General features: G+C 65.0%; 18 protein-coding genes. 11 read left to right on the forward strand and 7 right to left on the reverse strand.

Features of this window, described 5'->3' with window-relative positions:
- The first annotated feature begins 70 nt into the window (after positions 1-70).
- The 11 genes from urtB (at position 71) to N7E70_RS27785 (ending at position 11364) form a co-directional block, all read left to right on the forward strand.
- Positions 71-1690, forward strand: a complete 1620-nt coding sequence (gene urtB / locus N7E70_RS27735; protein WP_263008211.1) for an urea ABC transporter permease subunit UrtB — start codon at positions 71-73, stop codon at positions 1688-1690.
- Positions 1687-2838, forward strand: coding sequence for an urea ABC transporter permease subunit UrtC (gene urtC / locus N7E70_RS27740; protein ID WP_269441478.1), 1152 nt, complete (start codon positions 1687-1689; stop codon positions 2836-2838). Before urtB ends, urtC begins: the two co-directional genes overlap by 4 nt.
- Positions 2839-2842: 4 nt before the next feature.
- The gene (urtD, locus tag N7E70_RS27745; protein WP_067967237.1) at positions 2843-3589 is read left to right on the forward strand and encodes an urea ABC transporter ATP-binding protein UrtD; all 747 of its coding nucleotides are present in this window, start codon (positions 2843-2845) and stop codon (positions 3587-3589) included.
- Between the two features lie 171 nt (positions 3590-3760).
- Positions 3761-4456: an urea ABC transporter ATP-binding subunit UrtE gene (gene urtE, locus N7E70_RS27750; protein WP_067967235.1), complete on the forward strand. Its 696-nt coding sequence runs from the start codon at positions 3761-3763 to the stop codon at positions 4454-4456.
- 98 nt (positions 4457-4554) lie between these two features.
- Positions 4555-5301, forward strand: a complete 747-nt coding sequence (locus N7E70_RS27755) for a GntR family transcriptional regulator (protein ID WP_154384439.1) — start codon at positions 4555-4557, stop codon at positions 5299-5301.
- A gap of 69 nt (positions 5302-5370) precedes the next feature.
- Entirely contained in the window at positions 5371-6057 is a 687-nt protein-coding gene (locus tag N7E70_RS27760) for an N-acetylmannosamine-6-phosphate 2-epimerase (RefSeq protein ID WP_246787054.1), read from the forward strand.
- 5 nt (positions 6058-6062) lie between these two features.
- Complete coding sequence (locus N7E70_RS27765) at positions 6063-6911, forward strand: ROK family protein (RefSeq protein WP_263008212.1); 849 nt, start codon at positions 6063-6065, stop codon at positions 6909-6911.
- 19 nt (positions 6912-6930) lie between these two features.
- Complete coding sequence (locus N7E70_RS27770) at positions 6931-8259, forward strand: extracellular solute-binding protein (protein WP_263008213.1); 1329 nt, start codon at positions 6931-6933, stop codon at positions 8257-8259.
- 264 nt (positions 8260-8523) lie between these two features.
- A complete protein-coding gene (locus N7E70_RS27775) occupies positions 8524-9408 on the forward strand; it encodes a carbohydrate ABC transporter permease (RefSeq protein ID WP_263008214.1) in 885 nt (294 codons plus the stop codon).
- Positions 9408-10229 (forward strand): carbohydrate ABC transporter permease, encoded by an 822-nt coding sequence (locus N7E70_RS27780; protein ID WP_067967215.1) that lies wholly within the window; start codon positions 9408-9410, stop codon positions 10227-10229. The genes N7E70_RS27775 and N7E70_RS27780 overlap by 1 nt, the downstream gene beginning before the upstream one ends.
- A 73-nt stretch (positions 10230-10302) precedes the next feature.
- Positions 10303-11364 (forward strand): ABC transporter ATP-binding protein, encoded by a 1062-nt coding sequence (locus N7E70_RS27785; RefSeq protein WP_263008215.1) that lies wholly within the window; start codon positions 10303-10305, stop codon positions 11362-11364.
- Positions 11365-11459: 95 nt separating this feature from the next.
- Here N7E70_RS27785 and N7E70_RS27790 read toward each other — a convergent pair whose 3' ends face one another.
- From N7E70_RS27790 to N7E70_RS27820, 7 genes are all read right to left on the reverse strand, one after another.
- The gene (locus N7E70_RS27790; RefSeq protein WP_067967210.1) at positions 11460-12143 is read right to left on the reverse strand and encodes a class II aldolase/adducin family protein; all 684 of its coding nucleotides are present in this window, start codon (positions 12141-12143) and stop codon (positions 11460-11462) included.
- Between the two features lie 3 nt (positions 12144-12146).
- Positions 12147-12464, reverse strand: a complete 318-nt coding sequence (gene rhaM, locus N7E70_RS27795) for an L-rhamnose mutarotase (RefSeq protein WP_192320604.1) — start codon at positions 12462-12464, stop codon at positions 12147-12149.
- 12 nt (positions 12465-12476) lie between these two features.
- Positions 12477-13766 (reverse strand): L-rhamnose catabolism isomerase, encoded by a 1290-nt coding sequence (gene rhaI, locus N7E70_RS27800; RefSeq protein WP_269441479.1) that lies wholly within the window; start codon positions 13764-13766, stop codon positions 12477-12479.
- Positions 13767-13788: 22 nt separating this feature from the next.
- Positions 13789-14625, reverse strand: a complete 837-nt coding sequence (locus N7E70_RS27805; protein WP_263008220.1) for a TIGR01459 family HAD-type hydrolase — start codon at positions 14623-14625, stop codon at positions 13789-13791.
- Positions 14625-15902: an FGGY-family carbohydrate kinase gene (locus N7E70_RS27810; protein ID WP_263008221.1), complete on the reverse strand. Its 1278-nt coding sequence runs from the start codon at positions 15900-15902 to the stop codon at positions 14625-14627. The genes N7E70_RS27805 and N7E70_RS27810 overlap by 1 nt, the downstream gene beginning before the upstream one ends.
- Position 15903: 1 nt before the next feature.
- Entirely contained in the window at positions 15904-16965 is a 1062-nt protein-coding gene (locus N7E70_RS27815; RefSeq protein WP_067967192.1) for a class II aldolase/adducin family protein, read from the reverse strand.
- Positions 16966-17070: 105 nt separating this feature from the next.
- Positions 17071-18177, reverse strand: a complete 1107-nt coding sequence (locus N7E70_RS27820) for an autoinducer 2 ABC transporter substrate-binding protein (RefSeq protein WP_154384429.1) — start codon at positions 18175-18177, stop codon at positions 17071-17073.
- Between the last annotated feature and the right edge of the window lie 26 nt (positions 18178-18203).

The raw sequence follows: 18203 nt of genomic DNA on the forward strand, positions 1-18203 counted from the left end.
CCCATCAAGGTGCCGGGCAGGCCATCTCGCCCGGCACCCCAATCCTAATCGCACACAGGTGCCATCCCAGATGCAGTTCGTCCGCAGTCTAGTCCTGGCCATTGCCGTCATTTGCGCGAGCCTGCCGTCGCTTGCCCATGCCGACGAGGCGGGCTTGCGGGCATTGCTCACCCGGCTCGCCACGACGACAAACTTCCAGGAGACGGAATCCGTCGTCCGCGATCTTGCCGCCACCGGGGAGCCGGCCGTCGAGCGCATCCTGTCGGCCCTGGCCGACGGCAACCTCTATGTCAGAAAGTCCGACCAGGGCATCTTCACAGGCAAGGAAGATGGCCAGACGCTTTCGCTGTCCGATCCGCTCGACGGAACGGCAGCCGGCACAGCTGCGAAGGCCGATATTGCCAAGGTCAAGGTCAACAACGCGCTCCGCCGCACCATCCGTGACGTCATGGGTGGGCTTACCCTCGGATCGGCCGATCCAACTGTGAGGCTGTCGGCGGCAAGCACCATGCTCAAGCGCCCCGACAAGACGGCGTTGCCAGCTCTCGACGCAGCGATTGCCGGCGAGACCGACGCCACGGTCAAAGCAGCGCTTGCCCAGGCCCGCGCCGCCGCAGTCCTGGTTTCCGACCTCGGCGAGGCCGAAAAACGCGCTGCCATCGCCGTTCTTGCAAACCGCGGCGACAGCGACGCGCTGGCCCAGCTGACAGCCTTCCAGGCCGCAAGCACCGGCGCATTGGCCGAGACGGCCGCCCGCTCGGTCGCGCAGATCGAGACCAGCATGGCCGCCTGGCAGGTGGCGCAAAACGTCTGGTACGGCATCTCGCTCGGCTCGGTGCTGCTGCTCGCAGCCATCGGCCTCGCCATCACCTTCGGCGTCATGGGCGTCATCAACATGGCCCATGGCGAGATGGTCATGCTCGGCGCCTACACCACCTTCGTCGTGCAGCAGGCGATCCGCGCCTTCGCGCCCGACCTGTTCGACTGGTCGTTGGCCATCGCTTTGCCTGCCGCCTTCCTCGTCGCCGGCGGCGTCGGCCTCGCCATCGAACGCGGCATGATCCGTTTCCTCTATGGCCGTCCGCTCGAAACGCTTCTGGCGACCTGGGGTGTCTCGCTGATCCTGCAGCAGGCTGTCCGCACCATCTTCGGCCCGACCAATCAGGAGGTCGGCGCACCGAGCTGGATGGCCGGCGCGTTCCAGCTCGGCCAGCTGACAATCACCTGGAGCCGGCTCTGGATCGTGCTGTTCTGCCTCGCCGTCTTCCTTCTGCTGGTCTTCATCATGAAGCGGACGAGCTGGGGCCTGCGCATGCGCGCGGTGACCCAGAACCGGCGCATGGCCGCCTCGATGGGCATCCGCACGCCATGGGTCGATGCCTTCACCTTCGCACTCGGCTCGGGCATCGCAGGGATCGCGGGGGTGGCGCTGAGCCAGATCGACAATGTCTCGCCCAATTTCGGCCAGGGCTACATCATCGACAGCTTCATGGTCGTGGTCTTCGGCGGTGTCGGCAATCTCTGGGGCACCTTCATCGGCGCGATGACGCTTGGCGTTCTGAACAAGTTCCTCGAGCCTTACGCCGGTGCGGTGCTCGGCAAGATCCTGGTGCTGGTGCTGATCATCCTGTTCATCCAGAAGCGGCCGCGCGGCCTGTTCGCGCTCAAGGGACGGGCGGTGGAAGCATGATCGCGCGTCGCCTGTTTTCCTCCGACCGGCGCATCGCCGTCACCATCGCCACGCTGCTCGCGGCTGCGGTCATCGTGCCAGTGCTCAATCTCGCGGTGCCGGCCGAGAGTGCCTTCCACGTGCCGAGCTACGTCGTGGCGCTGGCCGGCAAATATCTCTGCTATGCCCTGCTTGCGCTCGCGCTCGACCTCGTCTGGGGCTATTGCGGCATCCTGTCACTCGGCCACGGCGCCTTCTTCGCCCTCGGCGGCTACGCCATGGGCATGTATCTGATGCGCCAGATCGGCGCGCGCGGCGTCTACGGCAACCCTGACCTGCCCGACTTCATGGTGTTCCTCAACTGGAAGGAACTGCCCTGGTACTGGCTCGGCTTCGATCACTTCTGGTTCGCAGCGCTGATGGTCATGGCCGTGCCGGGCCTGCTCGCCTTCGTGTTCGGCTGGTTTGCCTTCCGCAGCCGCGTCACCGGCGTCTATCTGTCGATCATCACCCAGGCCATGACCTATGCCCTGCTGCTTGCCTTTTTCCGCAACGACATGGGCTTCGGCGGCAACAACGGCCTGACCGACTTCAAGGACATCCTTGGCTTCAGCGTCCAGGCAAGCGAAACGCGCTCGGCGCTGTTTGCCGCGAGCGCGGTAGCGCTGGCGCTCGGCGTGCTGGTCACCTGGCTGGTGGTCGGTTCGAAATACGGCAAGCTTCTGATGGCCGTGCGCGATGCGGAGAGCCGCACGCGCTTCCTCGGCTGGCGGGCGGAGAACGTCAAGCTGTTCGCCTTCACGCTGTCGGCCATGATGGCCGGCATAGCGGGCGCGTTCTACGTGCCGCAGGTCGGCATCATCAACCCCGGTGAATTCGATCCTGCCAATTCGATCGAGGTCGTGATCTGGACCGCAGTCGGCGGCCGCGGAACCATCGTCGGGCCGATTGTCGGTGCCATCGCCGTCAATGCCGCCAAGAGCTGGTTCACCGGCGCCTTGCCCGAACTCTGGCTGTTCGCACTTGGCGGCCTGTTCATCGCCTCCACCCTGTTTTTGCCGCGCGGCATCGTCGGCCTGTGGGACCGGTGGCAGCAGATGCGGGCCACGGGCACGGTGCCGGCCGAAGGCAAGGCCGCCGCGCGGACCGAGCCCCAGCCGGCGGAGTGACGGGATGAGCATGAGCGGAACCATCCTCTATCTCGACGGCGTGTCGGTTGCCTTTGACGGCTTCCGCGCCATCAACGACCTGTCGCTGGTGCTCGACAGGGGCGAGATGCGGGCCATCATCGGCCCCAACGGCGCCGGCAAGACGACGATGATGGACATCGTCACCGGCAAGACCCGTCCCGACAGCGGCGAGGTCTTTTTCGACGGCCAGATCGACCTGACGCGTCATGACGAGGCAGAGATCGCCATGATGGGCATCGGCCGAAAGTTCCAGAAACCGACGGTGTTCGAGAACCATACTGTCGAGGACAACCTGCTGCTGTCGCTCAAGGGGCAGCGCTCGATCTTCCCGGCACTCTTCTATCGCTCTTCGGCAGCCGACCGCCGGCGCATTGACGACATCCTCGGCGTCATCCGGCTCGGAGCCCGGCGCAACGAGCCGGCTGCCGGCCTGTCGCACGGCCAGAAGCAATGGCTCGAAATCGGCATGCTTCTCGCGCAGGACCCGAAGCTGCTGCTCGTCGACGAGCCGGTAGCCGGCATGACGGACGCCGAAACCTTCGAGACCGCCCGCCTGCTCAAGGACATCGCAGAGACGCATTCGGTCATCGTCGTCGAGCATGACATGCATTTCGTCCGCGAGCTCGGCGTCAAGGTGACCTGCCTGCACGAAGGCTCCGTGCTGTCGGAAGGCACGCTCGACTTCGTCTCGTCAGACGAACGTGTCGTCGAAGTCTATCTGGGGCGCTGACGATGTGGTGGCGCGGTACTTATCTAGCGACGGTCCCAAAGCGGGAAACTCCGGCATCGCCGCAGGCCATGTCGCAAACGAAATCCACCAACCTCCCCTGGCGCTCCGGAAGGGCCGCCACCCCCGTCCTGGCGACGGGGGCGCGGGGGGCCCAGTCGATGGAGCCGGGCGATGCTTGAGGTCAACGACGCCGTTCTCCACTACGGCGCGGCCGAGGCGCTGCGCGGCGTCTCGCTGCGTGCCGACGCCGGCAAGATCACCTGCGTGCTTGGCCGCAACGGTGTGGGCAAGACAAGTCTGATGAGATCGATCGTCGGCCAGCACAGGCTGACATCGGGTACGGTTGCCTTCGAGGGGAAGGCGCTCGACCGGAGCGCGGCATACGATCGCGCCCGGTCGGGCATCTCTTTCGTGCCGCAGGGGCGCGAGATTTTTCCGCTGCTGACGGTACAGGAGAACCTGGAGACCGGCTTCGCGCCGCTGAAGCGGGGCGAACGCACGGTGCCCGAACACGTCTTCGAGCTGTTTCCTGTTCTGAAGCAGATGCTGGCACGGCGCGGCGGCGACCTCTCGGGCGGTCAGCAACAGCAGCTGGCGATCGGCCGGGCGCTGGTCATGCGGCCGAAACTCCTGGTGCTCGACGAGCCGACAGAAGGCATCCAGCCGTCGATCATCAAGGACATCGGCCGTGCCATCCGCTACCTGCGCGACACCGCCGGCATCGCCGTGCTCCTGGTAGAGCAATATCTCGATTTCTGCCGCGAGCTCGCCGACGTCGTCTACATCATGGACCGTGGCAGGATCGTCCATACAGGCGCCGCCGGAGACCTCGATACGCCCGAAATCCGCAAGCTGCTGACGGTGTGAGCCGCAAAGAGGCTGGAAAACGACCCGACAAGGACAATACCAGTTTAACACCTGAAAAAAATTCTGCATAAAGGAGCGACTTTCCACAGGTGGCTCCGATGGGCGATCAGGCAATCCTCGACTTCCTCGCAAGACAGCTTTCCGGCGAGAGCGGCGAACCGCTATACCGGCGGCTGGAGGACGCCATCAAGGAGGCGATCGGTGCCTCCCACCTCAAGCGTAGCGCCGTCATCCCCAGCGAACGCACGCTGTGCGATGCGCTCGGCATTTCGCGCGTCACCGTGCGCAAGGCGATCGACGGCCTCGTCTCCGACGGGCTGCTCGACCGCCGCCAGGGCGCAAAGACCGTCGTGTCGTCGCGCCTGGAGAAGTCGCTGGCAACCATGACCAGCTTTTCCGAAGACATGCGCTCGCGCGGGCTTGAACCCGGCTGCGTCTGGATTTCGCGAGAGATTTCACGGCCTTCGCCAGCCGAAATGATGGCTTTGGGCATCTCCGCCAGCGAAAAGGTCGTGCGCCTGCGCCGCCTGCGCACCGCCGACGACACACCCATCGCCATCGAGATCGCCACGCTGCCGGCACGTTTCGTGCCGGATCCCCAGGCGGTCGGGGAATCGCTCTACGAATATCTCGAGGCCACCGGCGCCCTGCCGGTCCGGGCACTGCAGCGCATGCAGGCCAAGCCCGCCACCGACGAGGAGCGCCAGCTTCTCGCCACGCCCGAGGACACCTCTTTGCTGGTCATGGAACGTCGCTGCTTCCTCGCCGACGGCCAAATCGTCGAGTTCACCCAGACCAAGTACCGCGGCGACGTCTACGACTTCGTCATCGAGCTGATGCGATAATACCAGTATAAAGCCTGTTGCAATCTGGTATTGGACTGCTACCGTCTGGGCATCACAGGAGATGCCCGCGTGCCGCTTGACTTCAAAGCCCTCGACAATGGCCTGATCGTGTCCTGCCAGCCGGTGAAGGGTGGCGCCATGGACAAGGCCGAGATCGTCGTGGGCTTCGCGCTGGCGGCCATCGACGGCGGCGCCGCTGCTCTGCGCATCGAATCCGCCGAATATGTCGCTGCCGTCCGCGCCGCAACCAACAAGCCGATCATAGGCCTGGTCAAGCGCGACCTTGAGGACACGCCCGTCCGCATCACGCCCTGGCTCGAAGACATCGACGCGCTGGCCGCCGCAGGTGCCGACGTCATCGCCTACGATGCCACCCAGCGCATCCGCCCGGTTGCGACCAACGCGCTGATCGAGCGTATCCATTCCCACGGCCGTGCCGCCATGGCCGACTGCTCCGTCATCTCCGACGCCGAGCAGGCGCTGGCCGAAGGCGCCGACGTCGTCGGCTCGACGCTCGCCGGCTACACCGGCCCGGTCGAACCGACCGAGCCCGACTTTGCGCTGATGGCGGCGATGCGGAAGCTGACGCCTCACGTCGTCGCCGAGGGCAATGTCCGCACCCCCGCCCAGGCGCAGCAGGCGCTGGCATCCGGAGCCTCGATGGTCGTCGTCGGCTCTGCCATCACCCGGCCGGAATATGTGACCTCGTGGTTTCGCTCGGCACTCGACGAAACCATCGCCAAGGCCGGAGCCTGATCACCATGGCTGAGGCCGTTCTTGCGCTCGACATCGGCGGCACCAAGATGCTCGCAGCCCTGGTGCGCGAGGACACGGTGGTCGAAACGCACAAGATGCCGACGCCGCGCAGCGGTGATCCGGAGCAATGGCTGACGGCTCTGTTCAACGCCATTTCAAGCTGGAAGGGCCGCTACGACACGGTAGGCGTCGCTGTTTCCGGCATAATCGACGACGGCTGCTGGTCGCCGCTCAACCGCAAGACGCTCGATATCCCCGACGGCTTCCCACTGGTCGCAACCGTCAAAAGGCTCGCCGGCACCGACGCGGTGCTCGCCGCCAATGACGCACAGGCCGCTGCCTGGGGCGAGTTCTCCTGCGGCGCCGGCCAGGGCGAGGACCTCGTCTTCCTCACCATCTCCACCGGCATTGGTGGCGGCATCGTCGTCAACGGCCGCCTGCTCGGCGGTCTATCAGGCCATTTCGGCCTGCTGCGCAGCCTCGACGAGAACGCCGGCGTCCTCGAGGACCACGTCTCCGGCAACTGGATGGCGGCACAAGCGGCACCGCGCCAGGCCGGTGCCACCGCGCGCGAGGTCTTCGAGGCAGCAGCTGCAGGCCAAGCCTGGGCGCAGGACATCATCAAGGCATCGGTGCGTCAGACCGCCCTTCTGTGCCGCAACATCCAGCTCATGCTCGACCCGGCCCGCATCGTCATCGGCGGCGGCATCGGTCTGGCACCCGGATATCTCGAATCCGTCCGGCAGGCACTGGGAAGCCTGCCGCCACGGCTCACCCCGCAGCTTCACGCGGCAGCACTCGGAGAGAGCGCCGGCGTCGTGGGCATCGCGGATCTAGCAAAACGTCAGAACTGAACTAGAGGGAGAACACGACATGACATTTTCGACGCTCAGAAAGGGCGGCCTGATCGCGGCTGCGATCGCCAGCCTGATGGCGAGCCCCGCCTTCGCCAAGGTGACCGTGCTCGGCTGGCCGGGCGGCCCAGAGGAGACCGCGCTGCGCGCCGCCGCCGACGCCTACAACGCCAAATCCGACACGTCCGACGCCAACAAGGTCGAGTTGCTGTTCTTCAACCGCGACGGCTTCTGGGACAAGCTGCAGGCCGACCTCGCCGCCGGCTCGAAGGCCTTCGACGTCAACCTGCTCGCCACATACTCCATCGGCCGCTATGCGCCGTTCATGGAGCCGGTCGAGCTTTCGGACGAGGCCAAGGCTGTCTATGGCGACTCCGTGCTCTCCACCATGCAGTATGAAGGCAAGCAGTTCGGCGTGCCGACCGATCTTTCGCTGCACTTCATGTACTACCGCAAGGACCTGGTCGAGGCGCTGCTCAAGGATGACGCAGCAAAGGCCAGATTCGCCGAGATTTCCGAGAAGCACCTCGGCAAGAAGCTCGAGCCGAAAAACCCGGACGAGTGGACCTGGGACGACTACGCGGCGACGGCGCTCTACTTCACCCAGGCCGTCAACCCGGACAGTCCGACCCGCTACGGCACCGTACTGCAGCTCAAGAACTTGCTGTTCAACATGATGGTGTTCCAGTCGCTGCCGCGTTCCTACGGCGGCAACTGGATGGACGAGAGCGGCAAGGTGACGGTCAATTCCGACGCCTATCGCAAGGGCCTCGAGACTTACAAGCTGCTCTATGACGCCGGCGCCACCCCGCGTGACTCGCTGTCCTACGAGTTCGCCGAAGCCAACGCCGCCTACGCCTCCGGCCAGGTTGCGGCGATGATGCAATGGAACGCGGCTGCCTCCGACCTGACCTCCAAGGAGAAGTCGCCAACGGTTGCCGAGGTCACCGAGACCATCGCCCCGCCGGCCGGACCCGAGGGCCGCTTCACCCACATCCATGGCCTCGGCTTCGGCCTCAACAAGAACGCCGAGAACAAGGATGGCGCCAAGGCCTTCATCAAGTGGCTGTCGTCGAAGGAAGCAGCGCTGATCTACGCCAGGAGCAGCGGCGCGCCGGCACTCACCCCCGACGTCGTCAAGGAAGTCGTGGCCGAGCGCCCCGACCTGGTCAAGCTCGGCGAGTTCGCCAGCAAGTATGGCTACGTCATGAACGGCGGCACCTCGGCCAAGGCGCTCTCGGTCTACGAACTCCAGGCCAAGGAGTTCACCGGCTACTGGTCGGGCCAGCAGTCGCTCGACGACGCCCTTGCCAACACCGAAAAGGGCATGACCGAGCTGCTCAAATAATCGGCTGGCCGGCGGCAGCACCAGGCCGTCGCCGGCCACTCCTACAGGTTCGGGATTTCGGCACTTCTCCGCGCTTCTATGCCCCTGGTATGGCCGGGCGATCCTGGCATCCGTTTTGCTCCCACGGGTCCGAGGTGTCGAATCCTGAGCCCGTCCAGATGCATGCCCCCGACACGACCGCCGCTTCGGGGGTCGGCCAGCCACCATTGCTTCCATTGGAACGCCGGCCTTAAATCCATTGGAACGCCAGCCTTAGATCGATTGATGACAACGCTTTCGCAACGCGCCCCCTCGTCCGAATTCCGTCTGCTGGCAGTGCCACTGGTGCTGTTCCTGCTCGTCTTCCTTGGCTTCCCGGCTGTCGTCAATCTCGTCTACTCGGTCTCCGAGGTCAGTTTCGAGACCCTGCGCAGGCCTGAGATCACGGGTTTCTCCAACTTCGCCGCCGTCTGGAACGACCAGTCGTTCTGGCAGGCGAGCTGGTTCTCCTTCCGCTTCGGCCTGCTGACCGCACTGCTCGAATGTGCGCTCGGCCTGTTCCTCGCGATCTTCCTGTCGCCGCTCATCGAAAAGCGCAGCTGGCTGATGGCGATCCTGATGTTGCCGTTGATGGTGGCGCCGGCGCTCGTCGGCCTGATGTACCGCCTCGTGCTGCACGAGTTCGTCGGCCCGGTGCCCTATTATCTCTGGACCTGGTTCGGCGCGAGCTTCTCGTTCCTCGGACCGGGCTCGGCTTTCTGGACGCTGGTCGTCGTCGAGACGCTGCAATGGACGCCGTTCGCCTTCCTGTTGTTCTACATGGCCTACCAGGCCATCCCCAAGGAGATCATCGAGGCTTCCGCCATGGACGGCGCGCGCTACCGCCACCGTCTCTGGTACATCGAACTGCCGCTGATGGTGCCGACGATCGTGGTTGCCCTGCTCATCCGCTTCATCGATGGCTTCCGCGTCTTCGACAATGTCTATGTGCTGACAGGCAGCGGCCCGGGCGGCTCCACCGCTTCACTGTCGATCTACATCTACGAAGCCTTCTTCAAACAGGGAGCTATCGGCAAGGCGGTCGCGGCTTCGGTCATTCTGTTCGTGGTGTCGTTTGCCGTGCTCTACGGCCTCAACGCGCTTGCCGCCCGTCGCAAGGGAGCCCGCTGATGATCAACGCCCTCCGCTGGATCGTCTTCGCCATCGCCGCACTGGCGATGAATTTCCCGATCCTCGTCACGCTCTCGACCTCGTTCAAGAGCGCGCGCGAGCTGTCGACCAATCCGGGCCTCTGGGTCTACGCACCGACGCTCGAAAACTACGCCACCGTGTTTACGGTGTCCGACCGGTTGAACATTTTTCTTTATCTGGTGAACAGTGTGGCTGTCGCGGCCCTCGGCACGCTGCTTGCGGTGGCGCTGGCTTTGCCCGCTGCCTATGCGATCGCCCGCGGCAAGCTCGGCGAACGCACGCTGTTGCCGCTCATCGTCAATTTGCGCGCCGTGCCGCTGATCATCTTCGCCATTCCTCTCTACATGATGTTCCAGTGGCTCTCGCTGCTCGACACGCGCCTCGGCCTCGGCCTGATCCTTGCCATCGTCAATCTGCCGCTGGCGCTGGTCATCCTGGTCAACGCCATCCGCGACCTGCCCGGCGAACTCGACGAGGCGGCACTGATGGACGGCGCCACGCGTTTCCAGATCCTGACCAGGGTGATTGCGCCGCTCTGTCGCCCGGCCATCGTCACCAGCCTGATCTTCGGCTTCATCACCGCCTGGAACGAGTTCCTGTTCGGCCTGATGCTGACCACGTCCAAGGCCGTGCCCATCACCGTCGGCGCTTCGTTCTTCTTCGCCGCCAGCGGCGGCGGCGTGCAGTGGGGCGTCGCCTCGGCCGTCATGATCGTCGGCGCCCTGCCGCCGATGCTGCTCGGCCTCATCATGTATCGCCAGATCAGCGGCTCGATGACGGCAGGCGCGGTCAAGGGCTGAACGCATATCAGCCCGAAAATCCCGTGATTTTCGGCATGCGCGATGTGCAGAAGAGAGTTTCCAGGAGGATTCTATGGGTACGATTTCGCTCCAAAAAGCAGGCAAGCGTTACGGCGGCACCGAGATCATCAGGGATCTCGACCTCGACATTTCAGATGGCGAGTTCGTCGTCATTGTCGGCCCATCCGGCTGCGGCAAGTCCACGCTGCTGCGCATGATCGCCGGCCTCGAGGAAACCACCTCCGGCCACCTTTTGATCGACGGCCGCGACGTCACCAGGGCGCCGCCGGTCGAGCGCCAGCTTGCCATGGTGTTCCAGTCCTACGCGCTTTATCCGCATATGACCGTACGCCAGAATATGGGCTTTGGGCTCAAGCTGGCGAAACTCTCACCGGATGCGATCAAGGCCAAGGTCGACCAGGCCGCCGACACGCTGAAGCTCACCCATCTGCTCGAACGTTACCCGCGCCAGCTCTCGGGCGGCCAGCGCCAGCGCGTCGCCATCGGCCGCGCCATCGTGCGCCAGCCGGTCGCCTTTCTGTTCGACGAGCCGCTGTCCAACCTGGACGCAGCGCTCCGCGTCGACATGCGGCTGGAGATCGCCAAGCTGCACCGCTCGCTCGGCGCCACCATGGTCTATGTCACCCACGACCAGGTCGAGGCAATGACGCTGGCCGACCGCATCGTCGTGCTCAAGGAAGGCCGCGTCATGCAGCACGGCAGTCCGCACGAGCTCTACGAGCGGCCCGCCAATCTGTTCGTCGCCCAGTTCATCGGCAGCCCCAAAATGAACGTGCTCGCCTGCGCCCCTTCAGGTGACGGCAAGCTCGACCTGTCCGGACAGGGCGCGCTGGCCCTCACCTTCGCTGGCAGGCCGACCCAGCTCGGCGCCCGCCCCGAGCACCTGTCGCTCGTCGCCCCCGACAACGGCAACTGCCGCGGCACGGTCGAGGTCGCCGAATATCTTGGCGGCAACACCAGCGTCTTCGTCCGAAACGATCAGCTTGGCCTGATCAACGTCAATGCGCCCGCCGACACCTCAGTCCGGATCGGCGAGACTGTCGGCATCGCCATCGACGGCAAAAGGGTATCGCTGTTCGATGCTGACGGTGCGGCCATCGCCCGCGCGGCCTGACCGCCCATTCGGCTTGCGGCAGGCCGGCGTCAGCCGCGAGTCGGTGTGTCCGTCTCGCTCGACATACTCGGCGAGTACCTCAGCCGAAATGCCGCTCAGCCCTCGCGTGGACGCGCCACGTCGTTGGTGCCTTCGGCGTCGGGTGCCAGGCCATAGCTCATGCGGCGCATCTGATCGATCACCCTCCCCATCTCCTCGTCGGAAAGGACCGGCGGCTCACCGAGCATTAGCGCCTGGACATACATGCGCGACAGCGTCTCCACTTCGATCGCCAGCCACAGTGCGTGTTCGAGGTTGGTGCCGAGCGAGATCTGGCCGTGCTGGCCGAGCAGGCAGGCGAGCCGATCCTTCAGCGCAACAAGCGCGTTGTCCGACAGCGCCTGGGTGCCGAAGGTGGCATAGGCGGCACAGCGGATGGTGGTGCCGCCGGCAACGCCGGTCATGTAATGGAACGACGGAATGGTCCTGTGGTGGCAGGCGAGCGTCGTCGCATAGACCGAATGGCAATGCAGAACGACGCTGATGTCCTCGCGCGCCTTGAGTATGTCGCGGTGGAAACGCCATTCCGATGACGGGCGGCGGCCGACATAGGTGCCGTCGAAATCCATCTCGACGATGTCATCAGGGCCCATGATATCGTAAGGCATACCCGACGGGGTGATGAGGAAGCTGCGGCCCGACCGCACCGAAAGGTTGCCTGCCGTGCCCTGGTTGATACCGCTCGAATTCATGCGCCGGCAGATCGACACCATCTCCTCGCGCAGTGCCTTGTCAGTCATTGTCTACTCCAGATGAAAAACCTTGCGCAGCGGCACGACCAGCGGCTCGTCGCGGTCGGTGTACTGCATGATGTCGGCCATGAAGTCCCACCAGCGGCGGTTGACCTCGGTTTGCGGCAGCCTGTCCATATCGTGGTCATCGGTGCGGACCAGCGTGGCGAACAGGTGATTGGTCTCGGGATCGAGCCAGATCGTGTAGTCGGACACGCCCGCTTCGCGTAGCGCAGCACTGAGCTCCGGCCAGATCTCGTCGTGGCGTTTCTCGTACTCGGCGGCCTGGCCCGGATTGAGGACCATGCGGAAGGCGATGCGCTCGGGCATGTCCTGACCCCCTCAGACGATGCCGCCGCCACCGCCGACCGACGCCGGCCGCTCGGCCGCGACCTTCTGGCGGTAACCGCTGGCACGGTAGGCTGCGACCGGATCGATGGCGCCGCCCCGGTTCAGCCGCGCCATGGCAAGGATCGGCTCGACATCAGTACGGAAGGCCGCCTTCAGCGTCTGCGTCGCCATCAGTGCGTCATTGTCTTCCTGAGAGCCTTCGAGCGCCTTGCGGTCGACCAGCAGTGCGGCGGCATAGGCCCGCTGAACCTCGACGGCCGACAGCATCAGGCTTTCGATCGGGTCGGTGACGTTGTGGCTCTGGTCGAGCATGTGCGCAGGGTGAAAATCCTTGGCGCCGGAAAGCTCGGCGTCGACCAGTTCGTTGAAGACCAGGAACAGGCGATAGGGGTCGATCGATCCGGCATCGAGATCGTCGTCACCATATTTCGAGTCGTTGAAGTGGAACCCACCCAGCTTGCCGAACTGGATCAGCCGGGAGACGATCATTTCGATGTTGACGTTGGGGGCGTGATGGCCAAGGTCGACGAGGCAATAGGCCTTGTCGCCCAGTTCCTTTGATATGATGTAGTTGGTGCCCCAATCCTGCACGACGGTCGAATAGAAGGCCGGCTCGTACATCTTGTGCTCGGTGAACAGTCGCCAGTCGCCTGGCAGCGCCGCATAGATCTCCTTCATCGCGTCGAGATAACGCTCGAAAGCCCGGGCGAAATTGACCTGGCCGGGGAAGTTCGAGCCATCGCCGATCCACACCGTCAGCGCCTTCGACCCCAGGGTCTTGCCGATTTCAATGCACTCGATGTTGTGCTCGACCGCGTGGCGGCGGACGGCTGGGTCGGCGTGGCTGAGCGAGCCGAACTTGTAGGACTGCCTCTGCCCCGGCGCGTCGGAGAAGGTGTTCGAATTCATCGCATCGAAGCCGAGGCCGAAACGGGCCGCGGCCTGCTTCAACCTGCTGGCGTCGGCCTTGTCCCAAGGGATATGCAGCGAGACGGTCGGCGTCGCCCGCGTCAGCTGGTTGATGACGGCGCAATCCTCGACCTTGTCGAACACGTCGCGCGGTTCGCCCTGGCCGGGAAAGCGGGCAAAACGGGTGCCGCCGGTGCCGACGCCCCAGGACGGGATTGCGACGCCGAAGGCCTCGACCTTGGCAAGAATGGCGTCGATGGCGACGCCGCGCCGGTCGAGCTGTTCTCCAAGGGCGTCATAGTCGGTGCGCAGGGCCCTCTCTCTGACGGCATTGCTGTTTTCGACGGCGCCGCCCGATATCATCGTTTCCATCATATCCTCCTCTTGCGCGGCCTCACCACGCAAATGTCCGCACAAGAAAGTTAGGAATAGCGCCATGCTCAGCGAACAGTTTTTCACGCTCGGTCTGACTGCTCGTCTCGAGAACGCCGGTCATGACAAGGGCGGTCCGCAGCCCAGCCCCTTGCCCACCTGATATGTCGTGCTCGATGCTGTCGCCGACGCAGACGACGCGCACCGGGTCGGGATTGCCGAGCATGTCGAGCGCAGCAGCGTAGATTTCGGGAAACGGCTTGCCGATCCAGGTCACCGCACCGCCAAGCTCGGCGTAGAGTTCGGCTATGCGTCCGGCGCCGAAGCGCGGTCCGACCGAGGTCAGCATGATCTTGTCGGGATTGGTGCACAGGCACCTTGCGCCGCGCGCGGCGGCGGGCTGGAGCAGCCGGCGGTAGTGGTCGAGGTCGAAACGGTCGCCCTCGCTGGCAGAGAGCAGGACGATGTCGGCCTCTTCGCCGGGTTCGACCAAGGTCAGCGGCAGGTTTTCGACGGCGGACCGGTCGCCATCGCGGGCGATGAGCAAGCAGCGCAGGCCTGCTTCGCTGCCGAGCTGCTTGCGCAGGCTCTGCCAGGCGACCTCGCCCGAGGAGAGAAAATGATCCCAGCTGCCGGGCACGAAACCGAGCCTGGCCAGCCGTGCCTCGTTGGGCGCCGAACGTTTGCCCGAATTGGACAGAAGCAGCGTCCGCTTGCCAAGCTCCTGCAGCCGCACCAACGTCTCGACCGCGCCAGAGTAAGGCGCCACGCCGTCGTGCAACACGCCGAACTGATCGAGGATGAAGACGTCGAAGCGCTCGGCCAGATCGCGAATGCCTGCAAGCTGGAGTGCGGACATCACAGGTCTCCCACGGCTTCGAGGCCGATGAGCGCCAGTCGTGCGGTGCCGGCGGCGGCCTCCTGGGAATGCGCCGGCGGGAACGGCACGCCGAGCCTGTTCTGGCGGATCGCGGTCCAGGCTGGGTTGGATGCCCCGCCGCCGAGGCTGCGCATGGACTGCAGAGGCGGCGCACCGAGTTCGGCCAACCTGTCATAACCGAGCTTCTCGATGGTGGAGATGCCCTCGAGCATGGCCTGCAGGAAGCCCGCATCATCGGCAGGGCGCGGCGTGAGCCTTGGCGGCCAGGCGGGATCAAGCACCGGAAAGCGCTCGCCCGGTTCGAGCAACGGGTAGAAATCGAGACCGGTCGAAACATCAGGGTCGACGGCGGCGGACAGCCGTACGATCTCATCTGCGGAAAAGAAGTGGGACAAGACTTTGCCGCCGCTGTTGGAGGCGCCGCCGGCGAGCCACATGCCATTGAGGCGGTGGCTATAGATGCCGAATTCGGGCGCGAAGATCGGCCGGTCACACAGCAGCTTGAGCGTCAGCGTCGAGCCGAGCGCCGTGACGCCGTCGCCCGGCCTGTCGGCGCCGGTCGCCAGGAACGAGGCGCAACCATCGGTGGTGCCGGCGATGATCTCGACCTCTTCGCTCAGGCCGAGGGCCTTGGCCATGGCTGGCTCGATGGTTTCGATCGGCGCGCCCGGCGCCACCACGCGTGGCAGAAGTGCGGTCCTGAGCCCAGCTGCAGCGAGCCAGTCCGGCCAATGCCGGTCGATCGGATCGTAGCCGGTCTTCAGCGCATTGTTTTCGTCGGTGGTACCGAAATGGCCGGCGAGGCGTCCCGCGATCCAGTCGGCCTGGTGCAAGATTTTTGCGACGCCGGGCACGGATTGGAAGACCAGCGCCTTGGCCAGACCCGACGTGGTGCCGTGGGCCGCGCTTTCGGCCGGGATGACGGCGGCGATGCGGGCCAGCAACGCCTCATCACCGACCTTGTCGTCATACATCAGCGGTTCGGCGAGCGGCACACCCTGGCCGTCGACAGGCAGCAGCGTGCCGGAGGTGGCATCGACGGCAATGGCATGGACCCAGGTGCGGTCGACCTGGACAAGCACAGCCTTCAACGCCACCTCGACAGCCTGCCACCAGATTTTCGGGTCGCGCGGGTTGGCGCCGAAGTCCGCGAGTTTGGCCGCGCCCTGCGCCACGATCTCGAAGCCGGGCGTCATCACCACGGCGCGCGCACCTGACGTGCCGAGGTCGATGCCGATGGCGAGCGGGGTACTCATCTCAGGCGATCTTCTTGGCCGCGGCCTTGCGGGCGAGGTCCTGCCGGTACTTCTCGGCATCCCAGTCGGTCAACTGCAGATGCTCTTCCGGTGTCAGCACCCGTACCGGCGCATTGTCCGGGACGCGTGCCAGGACATCGGCGAGGCAGCGGGCCATAGCATCGGCGCCCGGCGTCGCATCCCTGCGCATCAGTATACCCGTTCCGGGAAACAGGATCGAGACCGGCGACGTGCCCAAGCGTGCGACCACTGCAGCGACGTCTTCTCCGTCACGGGCGATGACGGAGCCGGTTCCAAGGAAGATCACGTGGTCCGGGTAAAGGCTGCCCTTGGCCGCCAGGTCCAGGCTCACGGGGTCGGTCGCAGCGGCATGCGCGGCATCGGCCGACGGAAGGCGATAATTCGTACCGTCGGCGAGTTGAGCGAGGCGAGCAGCATCGAGCGCAGGAGCGCTGCGCGGTGCAACACGCAGCCTCGCCTTGACATCCTCAAGCAAGGCCTCCGCCCCCGCCACCGTATCGGCCGCGACGACGAGACCATGATTGCCAAGGATCAGCACGTCGGGCCGCTGGCCGCGATGTTCCGAGATGGCGAGCGCCAGCGGCAAGCCCGGCCGCGCATAAGGCACACAAGCCCAGTTCAACCCCGCGAGGCGCGGGCCAACCTGTTGGACGCAGTCATCGCGCACGGCCTGCGCAATGGTGTCGACGCAATGAACGTGCAGAACCACGCGCTGCGGCATCAGCGCATGCACCGTCGTCTCGATGGACGGCCGCAGGCCCGAGCTGTTGAGAGCAGCGATGGTGAACTGATGCGCCTGTTCGGCAGCGGGATCGATTGCCTCGACGGCCGCGATCAATGGTGCCATTTCCACCGGCACCATGATGTCGCGCTCCAGCGCATGCGCCAGCCAGGTGCCGGAGGCCTTGATCCAGAGCGTACCACCGACCTTGAGCGAGGTGTTGCCGCCGGCGCCCTGCGTCAGCAGCGGGTCGCCGCCGATGCGGGCAGAGACGGCTTTCAGCTGTTCGAGTTCGGCTTGCCAGCCGGCCGCTTCTGGCATGGCGACGGTCCTTTCAAATGCGGGGTGAAGTTGGCCGGCAGCGCACTGCCGGCCAACCCCGAAATCAGAAGACGACCGGGGGGATGGCCGACTCCCGTTTCGATCTCAGAAGTCGAAGTTGCCGATGTTGTCCTTGTTGAAGACGGTCGGTGCGCCGAGCAGAATCTCCGAGCCGTTGATGACCGAGAGATCGCCCAGCTTGCCGGCTTTCACCGAGGTCGCACCGGGAGCCAGCGTGCCGTCGGCGACCGCACGCAGCACGTAGGCTGCGGCATAACCGAGGTCGACCGGGTTCCACAGCACCACCGACTTGACGCAACCGGCGCCGACATAGGGCTTCATCGCGTTCGGGGTGGCGAGGCCGACGACGGCGACGCTGCCGCACTTCTTGGCCTGGGTCACGGCGTCGGCGGCGGCCGGCGTCGCCACGCTGGTCATGCCGAAGATGCCCTTCAGTTCGTCGCCATACTTGTTGATGAGCGTATTCGACTGATTGAAGGACAGGATATTGTCTTCCTGTGCCTCGACCGTCTCGAGCCACTTCATCTTGGGATGGCACTTGGTCTGGTAGGCTGCCATCTCGGCGATCCAGCGCGCCTGGTTGGGCGTGGTGAAGGTCGAGGTGACGATCGCGAAGGCACCTTCATCGCCGATCTCGGCGGCCATCGAGTCGACCATCGCCTTGGCAATGCCGTTGAACTCGGCCTGGTTGACGAACCACTGGCGAGCGTCAGGCGACGAGTTGGCGTCGTAGCCGACGACGTTGATGCCGGCGCCGAGCGCCTTCTTCAGCACGGGGGCGATGGCGACCGGATCGTTGGCGGCGAACAGGATGCCGTCGACGCCCGAGGTGATGTAGTTGTCGATCAGCGTGATCTGGTCGTCGATATTGGCCTTGGACGGACCGTCGGTCTTGGCGTCCATCGAGCCCATTTCCTTGGCGGCGTCGGCAATGCCCTTGGACGTGGCGTTGAAGTAGCCGATGCCGACCAGTTTCGGCACGTCGACGACCTTGATCGTCTTGCCTTTGCGGTCGGGCGCGTTGGTCGGCTGGCCGCCGTCATAAGGCTTGGCGGCTGCGGTCGCGGGCGTGGCGTCGCAGGCCAGCGGGTTGGTCGGCAGGTCGTCGCCGCCCGTCCAGACAGACTGGGCATTGCTGAGGCTTGTCGAGAACGACAAGGCCAAGAGCGCGGAAAGTACTACGTTACGCATTCCATCCTCCATTGATCGTCCGGACA

Origin of the sequence: Aminobacter sp. NyZ550 (assembly GCF_025628925.2) — a bacterium.
Taxonomy (GTDB): Bacteria; Pseudomonadota; Alphaproteobacteria; order Rhizobiales; family Rhizobiaceae; genus Aminobacter; species Aminobacter ciceronei.